This is a genomic window from Achromobacter sp. RTa (genome assembly GCF_000757485.1).
Taxonomy (GTDB): domain Bacteria; phylum Pseudomonadota; class Gammaproteobacteria; order Burkholderiales; family Burkholderiaceae_B; genus Achromobacter.
This window is the reverse complement of record NZ_JPYO01000042.1, coordinates 723272-742813: the sequence shown is the minus strand read 5'-3', so window position 1 is coordinate 742813 and position 19542 is coordinate 723272. Positions and strand designations below refer to the sequence as shown.

Annotated in this window: 16 protein-coding genes; 7 read left to right on the top strand and 9 right to left on the bottom strand. The window is 63.5% G+C overall.

Annotation, left to right across the window (positions count from 1 at the left end; translation table 11 throughout):
* Positions 1–46 precede the first annotated feature (46 nt).
* Together JL37_RS20910 and JL37_RS20905 are read right to left on the bottom strand one after the other, a co-directional pair.
* Positions 47–1009, bottom strand: a complete 963-nt coding sequence (locus JL37_RS20910; protein ID WP_043546487.1) for a bifunctional GNAT family N-acetyltransferase/nucleoside diphosphate kinase regulator — start codon at positions 1007–1009, stop codon at positions 47–49.
* Between the two features lie 140 nt (positions 1010–1149).
* The gene (locus tag JL37_RS20905) at positions 1150–1608 is read right to left on the bottom strand and encodes an Lrp/AsnC family transcriptional regulator (RefSeq protein WP_043546486.1); all 459 of its coding nucleotides are present in this window, start codon (positions 1606–1608) and stop codon (positions 1150–1152) included.
* A gap of 249 nt (positions 1609–1857) precedes the next feature.
* Here JL37_RS20905 and JL37_RS20900 point away from each other — a divergent pair, with 249 nt between their 5' ends.
* A complete protein-coding gene (locus tag JL37_RS20900) occupies positions 1858–2823 on the top strand; it encodes a LysR family transcriptional regulator (RefSeq protein WP_043546485.1) in 966 nt (321 codons plus the stop codon).
* 59 nt (positions 2824–2882) lie between these two features.
* On the opposite strand, the gene pntB is transcribed toward JL37_RS20900, so the two are convergent.
* Together pntB and JL37_RS20890 are read right to left on the bottom strand one after the other, a co-directional pair.
* The gene (gene pntB, locus JL37_RS20895) at positions 2883–4298 is read right to left on the bottom strand and encodes a Re/Si-specific NAD(P)(+) transhydrogenase subunit beta (protein ID WP_043546484.1); all 1416 of its coding nucleotides are present in this window, start codon (positions 4296–4298) and stop codon (positions 2883–2885) included.
* A gap of 28 nt (positions 4299–4326) precedes the next feature.
* Entirely contained in the window at positions 4327–5949 is a 1623-nt protein-coding gene (locus JL37_RS20890; protein WP_043546483.1) for a Re/Si-specific NAD(P)(+) transhydrogenase subunit alpha, read from the bottom strand.
* A 291-nt stretch (positions 5950–6240) separates the two neighbouring features.
* On the opposite strand from JL37_RS20890, the gene metC reads away from it, so the two are divergent.
* The 4 genes from metC (at position 6241) to JL37_RS20870 (ending at position 10464) form a co-directional block, all read left to right on the top strand.
* The gene (metC, locus tag JL37_RS20885; protein ID WP_043546482.1) at positions 6241–7458 is read left to right on the top strand and encodes a cystathionine beta-lyase; all 1218 of its coding nucleotides are present in this window, start codon (positions 6241–6243) and stop codon (positions 7456–7458) included.
* A 39-nt stretch (positions 7459–7497) separates the two neighbouring features.
* Complete coding sequence (locus JL37_RS20880; RefSeq protein ID WP_043546481.1) at positions 7498–8433, top strand: 4-hydroxy-tetrahydrodipicolinate synthase; 936 nt, start codon at positions 7498–7500, stop codon at positions 8431–8433.
* 126 nt (positions 8434–8559) lie between these two features.
* Positions 8560–9339, top strand: coding sequence for an SDR family NAD(P)-dependent oxidoreductase (locus tag JL37_RS20875; RefSeq protein WP_043546480.1), 780 nt, complete (start codon positions 8560–8562; stop codon positions 9337–9339).
* Positions 9340–9444: 105 nt separating this feature from the next.
* Positions 9445–10464 carry a tripartite tricarboxylate transporter substrate binding protein gene (locus JL37_RS20870; RefSeq protein WP_043546479.1) on the top strand — a complete coding sequence of 340 codons (1020 nt, stop codon included), beginning with the start codon at positions 9445–9447 and terminating at the stop codon, positions 10462–10464.
* 84 nt (positions 10465–10548) lie between these two features.
* Here JL37_RS20870 and JL37_RS20865 read toward each other — a convergent pair whose 3' ends face one another.
* Positions 10549–12867, bottom strand: coding sequence for a molybdopterin-dependent oxidoreductase (locus JL37_RS20865; protein ID WP_043546477.1), 2319 nt, complete (start codon positions 12865–12867; stop codon positions 10549–10551).
* A 245-nt stretch (positions 12868–13112) separates the two neighbouring features.
* Here JL37_RS20865 and JL37_RS20860 point away from each other — a divergent pair, with 245 nt between their 5' ends.
* Positions 13113–14369, top strand: a complete 1257-nt coding sequence (locus JL37_RS20860) for a D-amino acid dehydrogenase (protein WP_043546475.1) — start codon at positions 13113–13115, stop codon at positions 14367–14369.
* A gap of 35 nt (positions 14370–14404) precedes the next feature.
* Here the strand turns inward: JL37_RS20860 and JL37_RS20855 are convergent, their stop codons facing one another.
* The 3 genes from JL37_RS20855 to JL37_RS20845 all read right to left on the bottom strand — a co-directional run bounded on the left by JL37_RS20855 (position 14405) and on the right by JL37_RS20845 (position 17001).
* Positions 14405–15154 (bottom strand): SDR family NAD(P)-dependent oxidoreductase, encoded by a 750-nt coding sequence (locus tag JL37_RS20855; protein WP_043546473.1) that lies wholly within the window; start codon positions 15152–15154, stop codon positions 14405–14407.
* 68 nt (positions 15155–15222) lie between these two features.
* Positions 15223–16140 (bottom strand): MBL fold metallo-hydrolase, encoded by a 918-nt coding sequence (locus JL37_RS20850; protein ID WP_043546471.1) that lies wholly within the window; start codon positions 16138–16140, stop codon positions 15223–15225.
* 27 nt (positions 16141–16167) lie between these two features.
* Positions 16168–17001: an alpha/beta fold hydrolase gene (locus JL37_RS20845; RefSeq protein ID WP_043546469.1), complete on the bottom strand. Its 834-nt coding sequence runs from the start codon at positions 16999–17001 to the stop codon at positions 16168–16170.
* A 219-nt stretch (positions 17002–17220) separates the two neighbouring features.
* On the opposite strand from JL37_RS20845, the gene JL37_RS20840 reads away from it, so the two are divergent.
* Positions 17221–18303, top strand: a complete 1083-nt coding sequence (locus JL37_RS20840; protein ID WP_043546466.1) for a flavodoxin family protein — start codon at positions 17221–17223, stop codon at positions 18301–18303.
* Between the two features lie 29 nt (positions 18304–18332).
* Here the strand turns inward: JL37_RS20840 and JL37_RS20835 are convergent, their stop codons facing one another.
* Positions 18333–19466: an AraC family transcriptional regulator gene (locus JL37_RS20835; protein WP_156124351.1), complete on the bottom strand. Its 1134-nt coding sequence runs from the start codon at positions 19464–19466 to the stop codon at positions 18333–18335.
* Between the last annotated feature and the right edge of the window lie 76 nt (positions 19467–19542).

Here is a 19542-nt window from a genome sequence, read left to right as displayed (position 1 = left end):
CGTCATACCTTACGAAGGCCAGCGCGCCTGATCGGTGAGCCTCGAACTACAGGTGGAAATCACCTGCGGCTTCCGGCTGGTAAAGCACTTTCCTGATCCCGATCCGGCGGGTGCGGTCCGAAATCCGCCAGTCGATGGCGTCGCCTTCCTGATAGCCCAGGATGGCTGCGCCGACGTCGGAACACACGGAAAACTTCCCGGCGCGGCTGTCAGCGTCTTCAGGGTAGACCAGGGCCACTTCCATTTCTTCGTCGTCCAGCTGCAGCAAGGCCCTGGAGTTCATCGTGACGACATTGCGCGCCACCTGCTGCGGCTTGACGACAATGGCTCGCTCGAGTTCGTGCTCGAGTTCGACAATAGCCGGGCCTTGCTCCAGCTCGATCAGGCCCTGGAGCCTGGCCTTGTCGATTTCGGTGATGTAGATATCGGTGGAGTCGCCGACGGCGCCTTCGCGCAAGAGCCTGAGATAGCGCCCCGCAGTCATGGAAAGCGACTTCAGTGTTGGCGTTTCGCCTTCAGGCAGAAAGCCGATGCGCAGAAAGGCTTTCAGAGAGCGCGCGTTGTCAGGGTGGATCCTGGCGATGAGCTTTTCGGACCGCATGTCGAGGAAGGCCAGCTTCATGCCTTCGCGGATCGTGCTGGCGCCAAGGTTCCGACCCCAGTTGTCGCAGTCGCCGATGACCAGGACTATCTCGCAGTCCGGGCCGGTCTTGATGAGGCGGACGAAGCCCACCGGCGCGTCATTCCGGTCATAGGCCATGAAGAATCGGCCGCCCTGGTTGAACAGATGGGTCAAGATCGGCAGCTGGGTCCGATCGATGGCTTGCTCGATGAAGCGGGAGACATGGCGCGAATCGCTCAGATAGCAGGTGACGCGCTCGTCTTCCAACCAATCCATCAGAGTCAGCGCATGCGCCCGCGTAATTTCTGGGCACAGCGAAATGAAAGGCTTGTTCATCTTCACCACACTTATTTGTAAAGGATGAAAGCCCTTCATGGCTATGGCCATGACGGTTCTTTCGGCAAAAGCCGCCATTTTAAGACGGAACGCGCGTGAATGCCGAACGGCCGGTCCGGCGAGCAAGCCCGGTATGTCTTTTGCTCACCAACGTGGCGCGCCGTATTTTCGCTGCTTGCCGCGCTTCCGAGTCAAAGATAATCAAGCGGCAACGCCGTGGTGTATTTCAGTTCTTCCATCGCAAAACTCGAACTGACGTCAAACAATTCGGCCACCTGGATGAGCTTCTTGTAGACGAGATCGAATCCCGCGATATCGGGCACCACCACCTTGAGAAGGTAGTCGGTTTCGCCGGTCATCCGGTAGAACTCCATGACTTCCGGCATGTCCTTGACGCCGAGCGAGAATTTTTCAAGCCAATTGAGGTCATGGCGGTTCGTTTTTATCGAGACGAACACCGTCAGGCCCAGCCCCGCCTTGTTGTTGTCCAGCAGGCAAACTTGACGGCGAATAAGCCCGGACGCCTGCAATTGTTGGACCCGCTTCCAGCAGGCGGTGGGCGAAAGGTGGACCCGTTCCGCGATTTCATTGTTCGAGAGGCGCGCGTCTGCCTGAAGCAGCGCGAGGATGCATCGATCTTTCTTGTCCATAGCGTTGACCCCCGCGCTTGGCCCGAGCCGCGCACAAGGCGACTGCATATTTTTGTCAGAGTGTCAGCGACGGCTGTCGGTGGCTCACTCTACTTACCCTCCTTTTTGCGCGGCAAGCATGTAGCTGCCGCGCGGTCAGGAGGCCAAACCTGCAGTCGATGTTATAGATGGCCTCGGATTGGAGCGATACAATTCATCGATCCAAACCTACAAGAAATTTTATATTTGAGCCGGGAAGCTGGAGGCGCGATGAAAGAGGTGGACCTCACTCTCACACAGACTTTCTTCCTCGTCGCGCAGGAGGGTACCTATTCCGCCGCGGCGCGCAGGCTGAACATCACCTACCAGTCGGTGGCCAACCACATCCGGCGCCTCGAACAGCGCGTCGGCGAGAAGCTGGTGGTGGCCGGGCGGGGCTCCAAGTCGATCAAACTCACTCCACGCGGCACCAGCCTTTACCGGCTGCTGGCGCCGGAGTTCGACGTCATGCTGACGCGCCTGGGCAGCTTGATCGACAAGGAGCGGCCGGTCGTCCGTATCGGAATGCCACACGCGATTTTTTTCTACCTGCTGCCGCCGGTGCTGACGCAATTCCGGCGGATGTATCCCAACGTCGAGATCGTGGGCTACGAAAAGGACGTCTCGCTGCCGGAGCTGATCCGCAATGGCACGCTCGATGTGTGTTTGAGCGAACGCTATTTTGGCGACACGGTGATTCCGCAGCGCGTGATCTGCCACTATCAGCCGGCGCTGGCGTTCCCGTCGAGTTGGCCCGCGCCGTCCGACGAGACGGCGGTTCCGGAATGGGCGCTCGAACGGCCGCTGGTGACGTATGAACCCGGCCAGATGCTGCGCAACATCGCGCTGGACTATTTGTCGGTCGGCAACGAGCAGCCAAGGGTGGCGGTGTCTACCTCGACCAGCATGAGCGTCAAGCGCTGCGTCGACGAGGGCCTGGGTTTCGCCTTGCTGCCCACCTGGTGCATCGACGAGTCGGACAGGCGCCTGAGCTGTATCGTGCTTCCCAATGCGCCGCGGATCCCCATCTACTTCGGCGAAGCCATGTTCCTGAAATCGAATCCCTTCGTGCGCGCGCTTCACAAGCTTTGCCTGGAGATATTTCCCACAATCATCGAAGAGCGCGCGGGCCGCTGGAGTTTTCTCGACACAAGCAAGCCGGGACGAACCCGGTCCCGGTCCGCTGCGCGAGGCTGACGGATTTCGTCCGTGCCGGGCGCCATGGCCGCGATGGCGCCCGCCACGGGCGGAGCCGGTCAGGCCCTGAGCGCGGACAGCACCTCGTCCAGCATCTTCTTCGCATCTCCGAACAGCATGCGGTTGTTCTCCTTGTAGAACAGCGGATTGTCCACGCCCGCATAGCCGGATGCCATCGACCGCTTCATCACGATGGAGTGCCTGGCTTTCCATACTTCAAGCACCGGCATGCCGGCGATGGGGCTCGTCGGGTCTTCCGCCGCGCTGGGGTTGACGATGTCGTTGGCGCCGATCACGATGGCCACGTCGGCGTCCGGGAACTCCTCGTTGATTTCGTCCATCTCCATCACGATGTCGTAGGGTACCTTGGCCTCGGCCAGCAGCACGTTCATGTGGCCCGGCATGCGACCCGCCACCGGATGGATGGCGAAGCGCACGTTCACGCCTTTTTCGCGCAGGGCCTTGGTGATCTCGTACACCGTGTGCTGCGCCTGGGCCACGGCCATGCCGTAGCCGGGCACGATGATCACGCTCTTGGCTTCGCGCAGCATTTCGGTCGTTTCGGTGGCGCTGACCGGAACGACCTCGCCCTGCGGCTCCGAGGCCTTGTCGCCCGAGGCGGCTTTCTTCGGCGCGCCGGAACCGAAGCCGCCGGCGATCACGCTGATGAAGTTGCGGTTCATCGCCTGGCACATGATGTAGGAGAGGATGGCGCCCGAAGAGCCCACCAGCGCGCCGGTGACGATCAGCAGGTCATTGCTCAGCATGAAGCCCGTGGCGGCGGCCGCCCAGCCGGAGTAGCTATTGAGCATGGAAACCACTACCGGCATGTCGGCTCCGCCGATAGCCATGACCATGTGCACGCCGAACAGCAGCGCGATCACCGTCATGACGACAAGCGCCGTCATCCCCGCGCCGGGCTCGGCGGCGTTCAGGAACTGTTTGCCGAACCAGACCACCACCAGCAGCGCCGCCAGGTTGAGCCAATGGCGGCCCGGCAGCAGCACCGGCTTGCCGCCGATCCTGCCATTGAGCTTGCCGAAGGCGATCAGCGAGCCGCTGAACGTGATGGCGCCGATCAGGATGCCGACATAGATCTCGATTTCGTGGATGGCTTTCTCCACGCCCTGGAACTGCACCGAGGTATCGACATAGCTGGCGTAGCCGACCAGGCAGGCGGCCAGGCCCACCAGGCTGTGCATGAGCGCGACCAGCTCGGGCATCTGGGTCATCTTCACGGTTTTGGCAGCGTAGAGACCGATGCCGCCGCCGACGACCAGCGCGCCGACGATCCAGGCAATGCCGGAGGGGCCGACGCGCGGGCCAAGCACCGTGGCCAGCACGGCCAGCGCCATGCCGATCATGCCGAAGAGGTTGCCGCGGCGCGAGGTTTCCGGGTTGGACAGCCCCCCCAGGCTGAGGATGAAGAGAATGGCCGCGCCCAGGTAGGCGACGGTAGCGAGCGATTGGGACATGTTCGTTTTCCTTGTGCTCTGGTCGTTATTACTTGCGGAACATGGCGAGCATGCGGCGTGTGACGGCAAAGCCGCCGAACATGTTGATGGCCGTGAGCACCAGAGCGGCGAAAGCGAGCCACAGGATCAGTCCGTCCGGCCGGCCTCCTGTGCCGGCTTCGGGCGGCGCGATCTGCACCAGTGCGCCGATCGCGATGATGCTGGAGATGGCGTTGGTCACGCTCATGAGCGGCGTATGCAACGCGGGCGTGACGTTCCACACCACCATGTAGCCGATGAAGCAGGCCAGCACGAATACTGTGAAGTGGCCCAGGAAGGCCGCGGGCGCGTAGGCGCCTACGCAGGCGAACAGCCCGGCCGCCACGAGGAAGACCACGGCCAGCGCCTTGGCCGACATGGGCGCGCGGGCGCCATGGCCGTGGCCGCTCTTCTTCTCGGCCACCGGGGCGGCGGCCGCCTTGGGCGCGGGCGGAGGCGCTTGTTTCAGTGGCGGTGCGGGCCAGGTGATGGCGCCGTCCTTGATCACCGTCAGGCCCCGGATCGCATCGTCTTCCATGTTGACGATCGCCAGTCCGTCCTTGGCTTTGCACAACTCCTCGGCCAGGCGCAGCAGGTTGGTGGCGTACAACGTGGATGATTGCTTGGCCAGGCGCGAGGCCAGGTCGGTGTAGCCGATGATGGTCACGCCGTGGCGCACCACGGCCTCGCCTGGCACGGTGAGCTCGCAATTGCCGCCCTGTTCGGCGGCCATATCCACGATCACGCTGCCGGGCTTCATGCTCTGCACCATCTCGGCCGTGATGAGCTTGGGCGCCGGCTTGCCGGGGATCAGGGCGGTGGTGATGATGATGTCCGCGTCCTTGGCCTGTTGCGCATACATCTGGCGCTGCGCGGCCTGGAAGCCCTCGCTCATGACCTTGGCGTATCCGCCGCCGCCCGCGCCGTCCTCCTCGTAGTCGACCTTGACGAATTCGCCGCCCAGCGACTTGACCTGGTCGGCCACCTCGGCCCGGGTGTCGTTGGCGCGCACGATGGCGCCCAGGTTGGCGGCCGTGCCGATGGCCGCCAGGCCCGCTACGCCCGCGCCGGCGATGAAGACCTTGGCCGGGGGCACTTTGCCCGCCGCCGTGATCTGGCCGTTGAAGTAGCGGCCGAAGGCGTTGGCCGCCTCGATGACGGCGCGATAGCCGCTGACGCCCGCGGTGGAGGTCAGCGCATCCATCTTCTGCGCGCGCGAAAGCGTGCGCGGCAGGCAGTCTATGGCCAGTACCGTGGCATTCCGGGCGGCCAGCTGCTGCATCAGCTCGGGGTGCTGGGCCGGCCAGATGAAGTCGACGAGAATGCCGCCTTCGCGCATCAGGCCGACCTCCTCGGGGCTGGGCGGCCGGACCTTGAAGACAATGTCCGAGGCGGCCCAGAGGGCCGCGGCGCCATCGATGATCTCGGCTCCGGCGGCGCGATAGGCGTCATCGCTGAAATTCGCGGCTTCGCCGGCGCCGGATTCGACGGCGACCTTGAACCCGAGCTTGATCAGTTTCTCGACGACGTCGGGCACCGTGGCGACGCGCTTTTCCAAGGGGAAGGTTTCCCGGGGCACGCCTATGCGCTGGGCCTCGCTACGTTGCGGAGGATGGACGGAAGTATTGGACATTGATTGATCCCATCAGGTTTGAAAATCGGCTGTCGCGATACATACACTGACCGCAATATACTGAAAATAGGGGGCGGATCCAGATCCGAGTTGAACCTGATCTTGCTACGTCCGGCCCGCCGTCGCAAGAATTGTCGGAATTCGACGGTGATTATTTTTCTCTTTTTTCCGCCGGAAGCGGTAAAAAATCGAAGAGTTTTCACCGGCCGACCTCATAAACTTGATCACGTCATCAGTGGCCTTCGACTTCCTGCGGAAGTGCTGGCCGAGTATCCACGGAGATTGAAGTCCATGAGGGAAAACACTCAACTCGTCAGCGCAGGCCGGCATCCGGAGCGTTTTGGTGGCCTGGTGAATACCCCGATCTGCAGGGCATCGACGATTCTCGCGGGCAGCATGGCGGAATGGGAAGGCATGAAGCGCGCCCGCGCCGCGCAAGAGCCGGGCGCCACCACCTATGGCCGCTATGGAACCGCCACCGCCCATGCGTTCGAGGAGGCCATGGCCACCCTGGAAGGCGGCCACCGCTCGCTGGTCTTTCCCTCGGGCCTGGCGGCCATCGCCACGGCGCTCACCGCATTGCTCAAGGCCGGCGACCATATCCTGGTCTCATACAGCGCCTATTCCCCGACCCGTTCCTTCCTCGATCGCGTGCTCAGCCGCTACGGGGTCGAAGTACAGGTATACGACCCCGCCTGCGGCAAGAGCATCGAATCGCTCATGCAGCCCAATACCCGCGTCGTGTTCGTCGAATCGCCAGGCTCCGAAACGCTGGAAATCCAGGATATTCCCGCCATTGCGGCGGCCGCGCACGCGCACGGCGCTTTCGTCGTCATGGACAACACCTGGGCCACGCCATTGTTCTTCAAGGCTTTCGAGCATGGCGTCGACGTGTCGATCCACGCCGCCACCAAGTACATCGTGGGCCATTCGGATGCCATGCTCGGCGTTGTGACCTGCAACGAAGCCACCTGGCCCAAGGTCAAGGAGACGACGCAAGAAATGGGGCAGACGGCCAGCCCCGACGATATCTTCCTGGCATTGCGCGGACTGCGCACCATGGGCGTGCGGCTGCAGAAACATATGGCGTCGGGAATCCGCGTGGCGCAGTGGCTGGAGCAGCAAGCCGAGGTCGAGGCAGTGGTGCATCCGGCGCTGCCGTCGCATCCGGGCCATGCCATCTGGAAACGTGATTTCAGGGGCGCGAGCGGCCTGTTCACCGTGGTCCTGCGCGCAAGCGATGACGAATCAGTGGCAGCTTTCGTCGATACGTTGCATCATTTTGGGATCGGCGTGTCCTGGGGCGGCTATGAAAGCCTGGCCATACCGTTCAGTCCGGGGAAGCACCACGGCGACCGGTGGCCCTACAAGGGCAAGGCGGTACGCGTGCACGTGGGGCTGGAGGATCCGGAGGACCTGATCGCCGACCTGAAGCAGGGCTTGGCTGCGATGGTTGCCTGCAAAGAGGCGCGGCAGGATGCTCGGAAAGAAGTCGTTCGTTCGGCTTGAGCCTCTGCCATTTTTGACTTTTCCATTACTGGAGTACACATGAGCAAGATGAAGATCACCGGGTCCTTCGTGGCTCTGATTACGCCCTTCAACAAGGACGGCAGCCCCGATTACGAAGCTTTCCGCGAATTGCTGAAGTTCCAGGAAGACAACGGCACCAGCGCGGTCCTCATCATGGGGTCCACGGGCGAGGTGTCCATGCTGTCGCAGAAGGAGCGCCAGGACATCATCGTGGAAACCGCGAAGATGAAGACCGGCAAGATGAAGCTTTTCTATGGCTGCACCGGCAACAACACCGAGGCCACCATGGATTACCTGCGCTTTGCGCGGGCCAACGGCGCGGATGGCGCCATTCTGGCCGCGCCCGCGTATATCTGCGCGTCCGAATCGGACATCGAAAGCTATTTCCTGGAAGTCGCCGACGCAACCGACCTGCCGCTGGGTATCTATAACAATCCGCCTCGCGTCAAGAGCGATCTGCACTGGGACCAGTTGCTGCGTATTTTCAAACACCCGAACTATGTGGTCCACAAGGAATCCACCACGCGCGTGGGCCAGGTGGCGCAAGTCCTGTATGGCGCGCCCGACGTCTCCGTGATGTGCTGCGATTCGCCCAATCTGGGCCTGGTCGTGCCGACGATGAGCCTGGGCGGCCACGGCACGGCCAACATGACCGGCAACATCGCTCCGGCAGAGTTGGCGGAGATTTCCCAGCCCTGGACGTCGCCCGAGGTCAGCACCAGCTTCCGCGAATCCTATCTGCGCAATCTGCAATTGCTGCACTACTCGTACTCGGCCATCAACCCCGTGGCCATCAAGTCGCTGATGAAGGCCGTGGGCCTGCCGGCAGGCGAACTGCGCAAGCCGCTGCGCGCGCTGGAAGGCGAGCCCTTGCTCAAGGGGCTGCGCGCGGTCAAGGCGCTGGGCCTCGACAAGAAGTACGGCTGGACCTCGCTGCAACTGAAGGCCGCCTGATCCGAGGCAGGATGGGGCCGGAAAGGAATTGCGTCGGAAGAAGGTTCGCCTTGCGGCTTCCCACTGACGGAACTCTTTCCGGCCTCATGTCATGGCTTGGGCTGCGCTTTTGGAATAGGAAACGCTATGGATTTGGGAATTCGAGGCCGCCATGCGCTGGTTTTCGGCGGCAGCAAGGGAATGGGCCGCGCCTGCGCCCATCAGTTGGCGAGCGAAGGCGTCAACGTGACCATTGCGGCGCGCACGGAAAGCACGTTGGCCAAGGCGGCTGACGAGATCACGGAGGCCACGGGAACCCGGGTCCGATATGTGGTTGCCAATATCACCACGGATGAAGGGCGGGAGGCGGCTCTTTCGGCTTGCCCCGCGCCCGATATCCTCGTCAACAACGCGGACGGGGCGCCGCCCGGCGACTTTCGCCAGTGGACCCAGGCCGACTGGCATTCGGCCCTGGACGCCATGGCCCTTGGGCCGATCGATATGATCCGCAGGATCGTGGACGGCATGATGGAACGCCGCTTCGGCCGCATCGTGAATATCGTTTCACGCAGCGTGAAAACCCCGCAGCTTGAGCTCGGCCTGTCCAATGGCGCGCGCTCGTGCCTGGTCGGCTTCGTTGCGGGCCTGGCCCGCCAGACGGTGCGGCATAACGTCACCATCAACAACCTGTTGCCGGGCGTTTTCGCTACCGATGCGCAGCGGCATCACATAGAAGGGATGCTGGAGCCGGGCGGCAAGACGTTTGACCAGCTATGGGCGGAGCGCGGGTCCAATAATCCGGCTGGCCGCTACGGCGAGCCCGAGGAGTTGGGCGCGCTTTGCGCATACATCTGCGCCGCCCAATCCGGCTATATATGCGGCCAGAATATCTTAATAGACGGCGCCGCCTATCCGGGCACCTACTGATTCGCTTACGATCATTCCTCTTTCCACGACCCTCTCTCATGGATTGCGGGTCCGAGGAGGGGGGCGGTATTCGTTGCATAACTACTTCCAGTGAGACCGTTCGTCATGCGTAATACCCCTTTTCGTTCTCGCCGCTTTTGCATCAAAGGCATTGCGGCCGTTGTCGGTGGCTTGGCTTTGCTGGGTTCGGCGCAGGCGCAAACGAAGTCGGACGACTCCTATCCCAGCCGTCCGATCACCATCGTGGTGCCTCATCCCCCCGGCGGTTCCGTCGATGGCCTGGCCCGCATATTTGCGGTGAAGCTTGGCGAGGAGCTGAAGCAATCGGTCATTATCGACAACAGGGCGGGCGCGTCCGGGATGGTGGGCGCAGGCGTGGTCGCGCGCGCGGCGCCGGATGGCTATACGCTGTACCTGAACGCGTCGATCCACAATATCAACCCCTTGCTTTATGGGAAGAAGATGACCTTCGATGCGGTGAAGGATTTCACTCCCGTCAGCGGTCTCGCCCAGGGCGCGTTGATATTCAGTGTGAATAACGATGTTCCCGCGAAGACCGTGCAGGAATTCGTCGGCGTGGTGAAGGCAGCCCCCGACAAATACAATTTTGCGACCACGGGTTTTGGTTCGGCGGGGCACCTCGCCATCGCGCAGTTCGCATATGAAGCGGGCCTTTCCGATCTGCAGGTCCCGATCGTCCTGTACAAGGGCGGCGGCCCTGCCTTGACCGATTTGATCGGCGGGCAGGTTCACGCGCTCGCCGATCCGATGCTCTCTTCGCTGCCCATGGTCAAGTCGGGCAAGATACGCGCGTTGGCGGTAACCGGCGATAAGCGCAGCCCTTTGCTTCCGGATATTCCGACGATGCGGGAAGCCGGGCTGAAGGATTTCGAGTTCTATTCCTGGTATGGCTTGTGGGCCCCCGCCAAGCTGCCGGAGCCGATTCTCAAGAAGCTGGACGCCGCCACGCAGAAGATCACGACGTCCGCCAGCATGAAGGAGCAGCTAGAGAACCTCGGCTTTGAAAGCTCCTACAGGAACAGCGCGGACTTCGCGCAGTACATACAGGCCGAGACGGCCAAATACGGCGCCATCATCAAACAGGCCAATATCACCGCGGACTGAGTCGGTTGCCCATAAGCCAGAGCGCCCCATCGAGGGGCGCTCTGGCCGCTTCAGGGCAGCACCGCTTCCGGCTCAGGATCATGCCTATGTGGCGCCGCCCGATCTGACAATAGCCGGCACCTCAAGGGCCTGGACCAAAGGCGCGGCTTCTTCCCACCGCACCACCTCCACCAGCGCGGACTGGGCGCTGCTTCCCTGGGTCAGGCGGGACGTGCCTACGTCGATCGTCAACACGTTGGGATTGCCGTGTAGTTCCAGGCTTTCGCCGACTGCGTCAAACCAGGCTCCGGTAGGCAGGGCCACCACGCCGGGCTTGAGGTCGGCGTCGACGAGCGCGGTTGCAAGGCATGCGCCCCGATCGTTGTAGACCTTGACGAGATCATGTTGGCCGATGCGCCGGGCTTGCGCATCCGGCGGCGAGATGCGCAGGGCTTCCCGGCCATTGATCTTCAGATCCACCGATGCTTGGCCGCCGTCCATTTGGGAATGGAGCTTGCCCGCGGGCTGGGGGGTGAGCAGGTGCAGCGGCCACCGGGCTGCTTTGGGTGATCCTAGCCATTCTTCCGGCGTCAGCCAGGTGGGGTGGGGCGGGCAATCGGCATAGCCGAACCCGGCGATCTTTTCCGAATACAGCTCGATGCGGCCCGACGGCGTGCGCAGCGGATTTGCCTCGGGATCCCGACGGAACTCTTCGAACAGCACGAATGGTCTTTCCGGCTCGGGGATCTCCACGAAGCCCCGGTTCCAGAATGCATCGAAATCAGGGGCCGTATGGCCACTGCCGCGCCACGCCCGAGCCATGGATTCGAAGATATGCCGTATCCACTCCATCTCGCCACGGCCTTCCGTAAAACTCTGCTCATAGCCGCCCAGCGCGGCCAGCTCCCGGTATATGTCGAAGTCATTGCGGCTGGAGCCGATCGGCGCCAGGGCCTGGTGCATGGCGAATACATGGCGATCGCGCGTAGAGCCGCCGATATCGTTTCTTTCCAGCGTGGTGGTGGCCGGCAGCACGATGTCCGAGCGGCGCGCCATGGGCGTCCACCAAATCTCGTGAGCGACTATCGTTTGCGGCCGGCTCCATGCCCGGCTGAGGCGATTCAGGTCCTGTTGGTGATGGAAGGGATTGCCGCCAGCCCAGTACACCATCTTGATGTCCGGATAGACGCCTTCACGCCCATTGAATTCGTAGTGCTGGCCTGGATGCAGCAGCATGTCGGTGACCCGGGCAACGGGGATCACCGAGCCGGTGGGATTGCGCCCCGATTCCATGGCCGGCCCCGCAATCTCCATGCGCGGGTTTCCGGCGCCGTTCATGGAGGCATGCCCAAACGCAAAACCGCCGCCAGGCAGCCCGATATGCCCCAACGCAGCGGCAAGCGCAATGCTGGCCCAGTAAGGCTGTTCGCCGCGATGGGCGCGCTGCAATGACCATGCGCAAGTGATCATCGTGCGGACGCTGCGCGCCTGGCGCGCGAGCGCGCGGATCGTCTCGGCGGGGACATCGCAGATCGCCTGGGCCCATTCCGGCGTCTTGGGGATTCCGTCCGTCTTGCCTTCCAGATAATCGCGCAAGGCCGGAAATCCGACGCAATGGACCCGGAGGAATTCTTCGTCGTGAATGCCATCGGCGACCAGCGCCTGGATCATCGCCAGCATCAAGGCGGCGTCCGTATTGGGACGAATGGGAATCCACCGCGCCTGAACGCCGGGAGGAACATCCCCCCGGGTTGGGCTGATGACCACAAACTCAATGCCCGCCGCTGCCGCACGCTCGAGCTGCCCGCGCAAGGGATGGTCCCCGGCGCCGCCCGACGTAATCTGCGTGTTGCGTAGCGGCATGCCGCCGAACGCGATCAACAGGCGTGTGTTGCCCGTGACGCTGTTCCAGTCGGTCACGCGGCCAGTCACCGGCGTGTAGGTGCCGATCACATGGGGAAGCAGGAACTGCGCGGTGCCCCAGCTATAGTTCCCCGCCTGATTCGTAAAGCCGCCGCCGGCGTTCAGGAACCGGTGCGTCTGGGTACGCGCGTGGTGCAGCCGGCCCGCCGAGGACCAGCCATATGAACCACCGAAAATGGCTTCGCCGCCATGCTCCGTCCTGACTCGCTGGAGTTCTGAATGGACGGCAGCAAGGGCCTCGTCCCAACTGACCTCCACGTAGTCGTCACGCCCGCGCTCGCTCCCGTCGGACAAGTGCCGATCGCGCAGCCATCCCTTGCGAATGGCTGGTCGGTCCACCCGTAGCGGCGAGTGGACCATGGCAGGCATCGATCGCAGGATGTCCGAGGGGGCGCTGTCGTGGGAGAACGGCTCGCAATCTATCAGCCGGCCGCCCTGCGTGACCGCGGTGAATGCGCCCCAGTGGGAGAGCGAGGGGAAGCGGCGAATCTGTTTAGACATGATTTCACAAGGTTTTGGCCCAGGGATCGCGCTTTCCAAAGACCTGGATCGACTGCGGATAGCCAACGCACCGTCAATGCTAACAACAGAGCGGGTGAATTTTTTTCCCATTCGCACGGTTTGACGCCGAAACAATGAAATAAATTTCCCTTCGATACCCTTTAGTCTTGGATCCGGTCAGGCATGGCATTGCCGGCCCGCGCATTCCGCCAACGCCGCAGATATAGGGATCGACCCGGACAACCATGAAAGTTCTCATCCTCGGAGCCGGCGTGGTCGGGGCCGCAACGGCCTACTATCTTTGCCGAGAAGGCCATGAAGTCGAAGTCGTGGAGCGCCACTCGGCGGCCGGAATGGAAACCAGCTTCGGCAATGCGGGCGGCTTATGCCCAAGCTTCGCTGCGCCGTGGGCCGCGCCGGGAATGCCGATCAAGGTATTGAAGATGGCGTTGAAAGCCGACGCCCCTGTGCGGTTTTCGCTTTGGCCGGAACTTGAAAGGCTCCGTTGGACGAGGCGATGGCTGATGGAATGCAATGCGACGCGATTTCGCGTCAACAAGCTGCGCATGCAGCGCGTGGCCCACTATAGCCTCGCTTGCCTGACGCGGCTGATGGCCGAGACGCCGATCGCGTTCGATTTTCATGCGGGCGGCGTGTTGCAGTTGTTCCAGACCGAAGCGGAGTGCCAGTACGGCAACATCGCTGCCAGCGCGCTGGAGGAATTCGGCATTCCGCACAATGTGTTGAACGGACGCGATGCGCTGGCGGTCGAACCGGCCTTGCGTGACGCCACCGCCAAGGTGGCGGGCGGCCTTCATTTGCCGTCCGATGCATCGGGCGACAGCCACATTTTCTGCCAGGCATTGACCACCTGGCTTCTGGGCCAAGGCGTGAAATTCCACTTTGGCGCCCAGGTAAGGCGCTTGCTGCATGAAGGCGGCCGGGTGGTGGGCTGCGAGACCGCTTCCGGCGCGCTGAAGGCCGATGCCACGGTGGTCGCCTTGGGCAACCAGGCTCCGGCATTGCTTGCTCCGTTGGGGATCAAGCTTCCCGTATATCCGCTCAAGGGCTTTTCAATTACCGCGCTGGTGACCAATCCTGATCAAGCGCCCAATATGTCGGTCATGGATGAACACAACAAGGTCATGATTTCTCGGTTGGGCAACAGAATCCGCGCGGCGGGCATGGCCGAACTGGTTGGCCATGACCTGTCATTGAAGGCGGATCGTAGAGATGTGCTGGTCCGGGTGGCGCGAAGCCTGTTCCCCAACGGAATCGACTACGGGAACGCTACGTTCTGGACGGGGCTGCGCCCCATGACGCCGGATGGCCCCCCCATCCTCGGAATCTCTGGCTGGGACGGGCTGTTTCTCAATAGCGGGCATGGCTCCAACGGCTGGACCCAGGCGTGCGGAACGTCCCGGGTCGTGGCGGACCTGGTATGTGGCCGCAAGCCTGAAATCGACCTCGATGGGCTCACTATTGAGCGCTTCCGGCGGTAGGGGCGTTATAGGCGCGTGCTGGGCTGCCTTGAGCGCTACGTCAGCGCGATCCCGCCATCCACGCGCAGGTCCACCCCCGTGACGAAACTACTGTCGTCCGAAGCCAGGAATACGGCGGCGCGTGCAAGTTCTTCTGAATGCGCCAGGCGCCCCAGGGGGATGGCCGAAGCCATTCCCTGCTCGAAAGCGGGGCGGTCCGATTCGGACACGCCCAGTTTTTCCAGGATGGGGGTGTCGGTGGGCCCGGGGCTCAGCACGTTGACGCGTATCTTCCTCGCCTTGAACTCCAGCGCCCAGGCGCGCGCGAACGCGCCGATGGCGGCCTTGGAGCCAGCGTAGACCGCGTGGTTCTCCAGCACCTTCGCGCTGGCGATGGAACCGGTGAGGATGATGGAGGCGCCGTCGCGCATCAGGGGCAAGGCCTTGGTCACGCCGAAGAACACGGCCCGCGTGTTGGTGGCGAACTGGGCGTCGTAGCTGTCGACGCTCACGGCCGACGAGGGCTCGATGTTGTTCATGCCGGCGTTGGCCATGTAGATGTCGATGGCGCCGAAGCGTTCGCGGACTTCGGCCAGCAGGCTATCGTGGGAGGACAGGTCGCCAACGTCGCCCACCACGCCGAAGGCGGAGGCGCCGAGCTGGGCCACCGCGTCGTCCACGGCTTGCCGCCGGCGTCCGACGATGGCGACGCGCGCGCCTTCGGCCACGAAGGCCTGGGCCGCGGCGAAGCCGATGCCGCTGTTGCCGCCGGTGATGACGGCGGTCTTTCCTGAGAGCTTTTGCATGGGTATCCCTTCATGGGCGCGGCGGTCGGCGTCACCCGCCTCCAGCCGCCGCGCGAGCGTTATATGGATCAGTAGTCCCAGATGACCGGGACCCAGCGGAAGGCGTCGCCATCGACCGCCACCCTTCCAACGGACGGGAAGGGCAGGTGGGCTGCCACCAGCAGTCCGCGGTTCTGCGCCAGTTCCTGGAAGAGCGCGATACGGACGCGGGCGGATTCTTCGGGATCGTGTTCGAAACCGTTGTGCCACTCGGGATGGTCGAAGCCGACCGGGAACATGGCGTCGCCGGCGAAGGTCAGCCGTTCGCCGCCCGACACCAGGTCTACCACGCTGTGCCCCGGGGTATGGCCGCCGGTAAGGCGGACGATCACGCCCGGCGCGACCTCATGCCGGTCCTGGAATATCCGCAGCCGGTCGCGGTATTCGTTGTAGAAGCTGGTGGCGGTGGAGCGGAGCACGGCCGGTACGGGCTTGGGCATCACAGTGTGGGAGAAGTCGGGCGACGTCCAGAATTCGACTTCGGTCGCCGACACGTGGACGCGCACGTCGGGGCTCAGGCGATCCTTCACTCCGGGCACGAGCAGCCCGCCCACGTGGTCCATGTGCATATGGGTGATGATGATGTCCGTCACGGATTCCAGCGCGATGCCGGCCGCTTCCAGCCGCTGGGGGAACTGCCCGGCGCGCGGGAAGCCCGCGAACTGTCCGCCCAGCCCGGCGTCGATAAGAATGGTCTGGTCGCCGCTGCGCGCCACCATCACGTTCAGCGGCCAGTCGAACGCGTCGGGCGGCATGAACATGTGCTCGAGCCAATTCGCCAAATCGGCCGGATCGGCGTTCGTGGCCATCGTTGCGGTCGGCAGCGGCAGCACTCCGTCGCTGACCACCAGCGCATCGATCTCTCCGATCTGCACTGCGTAGCGGGAGGGGACCAGGTCGATGGGCGTTTCGACGCTGGGGGGCAAGGCGTTGTCTATGGCGAGCATGGCGGAATCTCCAGGAAAATGGGGAGGTCAGGCGGGGGAGCGGAGGAAGGCGAGCAGGTCGGCGTTGATCCGGTCCTGCATGGTGGCGGTGAGGCCGTGGGGAGCGCCGGGGTAATAGATTTCCTTGGCGTTCTTCACCAGGCGCGCCGCCTTCTTCGCCGAGTCGTGCACGGGAACGATCTGGTCGTCTTCCCCATGCATGAACAAGGTCGGCACATCGACCTTCTTCAGGTCTTCGGTGAAGTCGGTTTCGGAAAAGGCCTTCACGCATTCGTAGGCGTTCTTCTGGCCGCTTTGCATGCTCCACAGCCAGAACTGGTCCAGCATGCCTTGCGAGACTTTGGAGCCGGGGCGGTTGGCGCCATAGAAGGGAATGGCCAGGTCCTTGTAGAACTGCGAGCGGTCTCCCGCCACGCCGCTGCGGATGCCGTCGAAGACGTCGATCGGCAGCCCTTCGGGGTTGGCGGCCGACTTCAGCATCACCGGCGGCACCGCGCCGATGAGCACCGCGCGGGCCACGCGCCGGGTGCCGTGGCGGCCGATGTAGCGCACCACTTCGCCGCCGCCGGTGGAATGGCCGACCATCGAGATGTCTTTCAGGTCCAGCGCTTCGATCAGCTGCGCCAGGTCGTCGGCATAGCCGTCCATGTCATTGCCCGACGACGGTTGCGACGAGCGTCCGTGCCCGCGGCGGTCGTGCGCGATGACGCGGAAACCGTTCTGCGCCAGGAAGTGCATCTGCCCGTCCCAGGCGTCCGCGTTCAGCGGCCAGCCGTGGGAAAAAGTGACGACCGGGCCTGCTCCCCAGTCCTTGTAATAAATCTGAGTACCGTCCGTGGTGGTGATGGTGTGCTTGGCCATGAGTGTGCTCCGGTTGGGGAAGAGGACTGCGCTGATGGTGAAGGCATCGTAGGTCTGGCGACTTGGGCGCGGTAGGCCCGGCGCCGGAAGCACTCTGTTGTGCTGCGCGCACCAATTGCGGCGTGGACGACGCCGGGCACGCGGCTTGCTGCTGGTGGTGCCTATCTGGACAGGGAGGATCGCCATGCCGAACCCGAACGCCTGTTTTGCCGCGCGGACATGAAGAAGACCATCCCGATCGTGCGCAAGGGGCAATACCCGGGCCCGCTCGCGCGCGACGCTTTCCGCGAGCGCTTCATGCGACGTTTCTACGACCCGGCCTTCCAGGCCGAGCGGGAGGCGCTGGAGCGCCTGGAGGCGATCGCCTGGGACGCCTACGAACAGGGCCGCAAGTCGCCCGTTACCGTGAAGGCGGGCCCCGAATTCTCCGATCCCGATTTCGACCTGTCGGTCGAATGGAAGGAGACGCGCGACCGGCTGGCGCGCGCCGCGCAAGTGCAACGGGATCCAGACACGCCGTCGCGTGTGCTGGTGATCGTCGGCGCGGCGCGCAATGACGGCACCTGTCCGGGCGAGGTCTCCAAAAGCTGGCGGCTGGCGCGTATCGTGGCGGAGGAATTGCAGGTTGCCCGCGTGCAAACCGATACGCTGGACCTCAGCCGGCTGGTGTACGAATACCAGTACCAGATCCACCCCTGCAAGGGCTGCGTCTCGACCGCGATGCCGCTATGCCATTGGCCTTGCAGTTGCTACCCGAATCATTCGCTGGGACAGGACAACGACGCCATGGCGGGAATCTACGAACAATGGGTGGCGGCACACGGCGTGATCCTGGTCGCGCCCACGTACTGGTATCAGTCGCCCAGCCCCTTGAAACTGATGATCGACCGACTGGTGTGCGCCGATGGCGGCAATCCCGATCCGACCCTGACCGGCGGCAAGGACCCGCTCAAGGCCAAGCAGGTTGAACTGGCGGGTTGGCCGTATCCCAAGCATCTTGCCGGCCGCGCCTACGGGCTGGTGGTGCATGGCGACGTGGCCGGCGTCGAAGGGCAGCGGCGCGCCCTGAGCGACTGGCTCGATTGGATGGGGCTGATCGACGCCGGCGCGGCATCGCGGCTGGAGCGCTATATCGGCTATTACCGCCCCTACGCCACCAGCCACGATGAGCTGGACCAGGACGGGGCGGTGCAGCAGGAGGTGCGCAACGTGGCGCGCGCCATGGTCAATTGCCTGCCGCGGCTACGGCGGGGAGAACTCACGGTGCCGGACCGGGGCATCGAGGATCCCAGGCCGAAGTGAGTATGGCGTTGAAAACGTAGCCCAGGGCGTTACAGTCGAGTCCCCGGGGTATCCTGCGGAACGGGTTCCGCTGACCTTCCGTGCTCCAGACCCAGGCTGAGCCGGTATTCATGCGGCGCCAGCCCGGCGGCGTTGCGGAATGCGCGGGCGAAATTCGCCGGGCTGGAATAGCCGAATTCCATCGCGATCTCCGTGATCGATGCGCTGGTGCCCGCAAGCAACTCCTTGGCCCGCCGCATACGGACGACGTTCACCAGCTCTCGGAAGTCGGATCCGCTATCGCGCCGCAGAATCCGTTGCAGCGTGCGCACGCTGGTGTCGAGCGCGCGCGCCGTGCTGTCGATGGATACGGAGCCGGCTTGAACCTGCGCGTGGATGTGCGCCACGACGACTCCCATGAAATTGCCCAGGCCGGCGGGTTCGAAAATCGCGCGCGCCACGTCTTCGACCGTTACCAGGCGCGGCTGGACGCGGCCGTGGGCGCGGCGCTCAAGCAGACGGGCGTCGATGCACACGGATACGGCATTGGTGTCGAACACGACCGGGCATTGGTATACGTCTTCGAACGGGGCCACGGCCGCCGGACGCGGGATGTCCAGTTCGATCCAATCCGGCAGAAAGCCCGGCCCCAGGTAGGTGCGCAGAATGCTGAGCAACACGATCGCGGTGCCACTTGCAATGTGTACGTAGCCGGGGCGCCCTCGCGTGGCAGTGAAATAGCTGGCGCGGGCGATGCCTCCCTCGACCGAGACTCTCATCCGGTCGCCGGTGCTGTGATACCTCAAGGAGGAGGCCGCGCGGGCCAGGGCCTCGCCCAGGCTGTCGGCGGCCAGGACATATTCGCCCCAGCGTCCGTACGTCGTCAGCGACAGGTGCGGAGCGGAAAACAGGCCGAGGTTCACGCCGCCGGAGCGTCGTTCGATCTCCCAGAGGAAATCGGTCATGAGCGCCTGCGGAACGAAGCACTCACGGTTTTCGATCAGCTCGAAGTCGAGCATCACGGCTTGCTTGGCTTGCCTCAGGATCTTGTCGCCAAAGGTATTTCGTATCAGTCCGGATATGCCGGCCAGGGTCGTGACTGAAATGACCGGCGGCGCGCGCGTTCCGAAGTGCAGGTCCGGCCGGGCGGGCGATGGCGTCAAATGAGTGGTGGCTTGATTCACTTACGACTACCCTTCCCCTGTAGTGGCGTGAATCTGCCGGCATTTTTCTGCCTTGCAGACGCCGGTTTTTTTTCTT

Excerpts from the sequence above, each read along its gene's own strand:
- JL37_RS20870 (WP_043546479.1), top strand. The coding sequence starts at position 9,445 with ATGCGTAATACCCCTTTTCGTTCTCGCCGCTTTTGCATCAAAGGCATT.
- pntB (WP_043546484.1), bottom strand. The coding sequence starts at position 4,298 with ATGTCCCAATCGCTCGCTACCGTCGCCTACCTGGGCGCGGCCATTCTC.
- JL37_RS20880 (WP_043546481.1), top strand. The coding sequence starts at position 7,498 with ATGAGCAAGATGAAGATCACCGGGTCCTTCGTGGCTCTGATTACGCCC.
- JL37_RS20845 (WP_043546469.1), bottom strand. The coding sequence starts at position 17,001 with ATGGCCAAGCACACCATCACCACCACGGACGGTACTCAGATTTATTAC.
- JL37_RS20910 (WP_043546487.1), bottom strand. The coding sequence starts at position 1,009 with ATGGCCATAGCCATGAAGGGCTTTCATCCTTTACAAATAAGTGTGGTG.
- JL37_RS20890 (WP_043546483.1), bottom strand. The coding sequence starts at position 5,949 with ATGTCCAATACTTCCGTCCATCCTCCGCAACGTAGCGAGGCCCAGCGC.
- JL37_RS20905 (WP_043546486.1), bottom strand. The coding sequence starts at position 1,608 with ATGGACAAGAAAGATCGATGCATCCTCGCGCTGCTTCAGGCAGACGCG.
- JL37_RS20850 (WP_043546471.1), bottom strand. The coding sequence starts at position 16,140 with ATGCTCGCCATAGACAACGCCTTGCCCCCCAGCGTCGAAACGCCCATC.
- JL37_RS20875 (WP_043546480.1), top strand. The coding sequence starts at position 8,560 with ATGGATTTGGGAATTCGAGGCCGCCATGCGCTGGTTTTCGGCGGCAGC.
- JL37_RS20865 (WP_043546477.1), bottom strand. The coding sequence starts at position 12,867 with ATGTCTAAACAGATTCGCCGCTTCCCCTCGCTCTCCCACTGGGGCGCA.
- JL37_RS20840 (WP_043546466.1), top strand. The coding sequence starts at position 17,221 with ATGAAGAAGACCATCCCGATCGTGCGCAAGGGGCAATACCCGGGCCCG.
- metC (WP_043546482.1), top strand. The coding sequence starts at position 6,241 with ATGAGGGAAAACACTCAACTCGTCAGCGCAGGCCGGCATCCGGAGCGT.
- JL37_RS20900 (WP_043546485.1), top strand. The coding sequence starts at position 1,858 with ATGAAAGAGGTGGACCTCACTCTCACACAGACTTTCTTCCTCGTCGCG.
- JL37_RS20855 (WP_043546473.1), bottom strand. The coding sequence starts at position 15,154 with ATGCAAAAGCTCTCAGGAAAGACCGCCGTCATCACCGGCGGCAACAGC.
- JL37_RS20860 (WP_043546475.1), top strand. The coding sequence starts at position 13,113 with ATGAAAGTTCTCATCCTCGGAGCCGGCGTGGTCGGGGCCGCAACGGCC.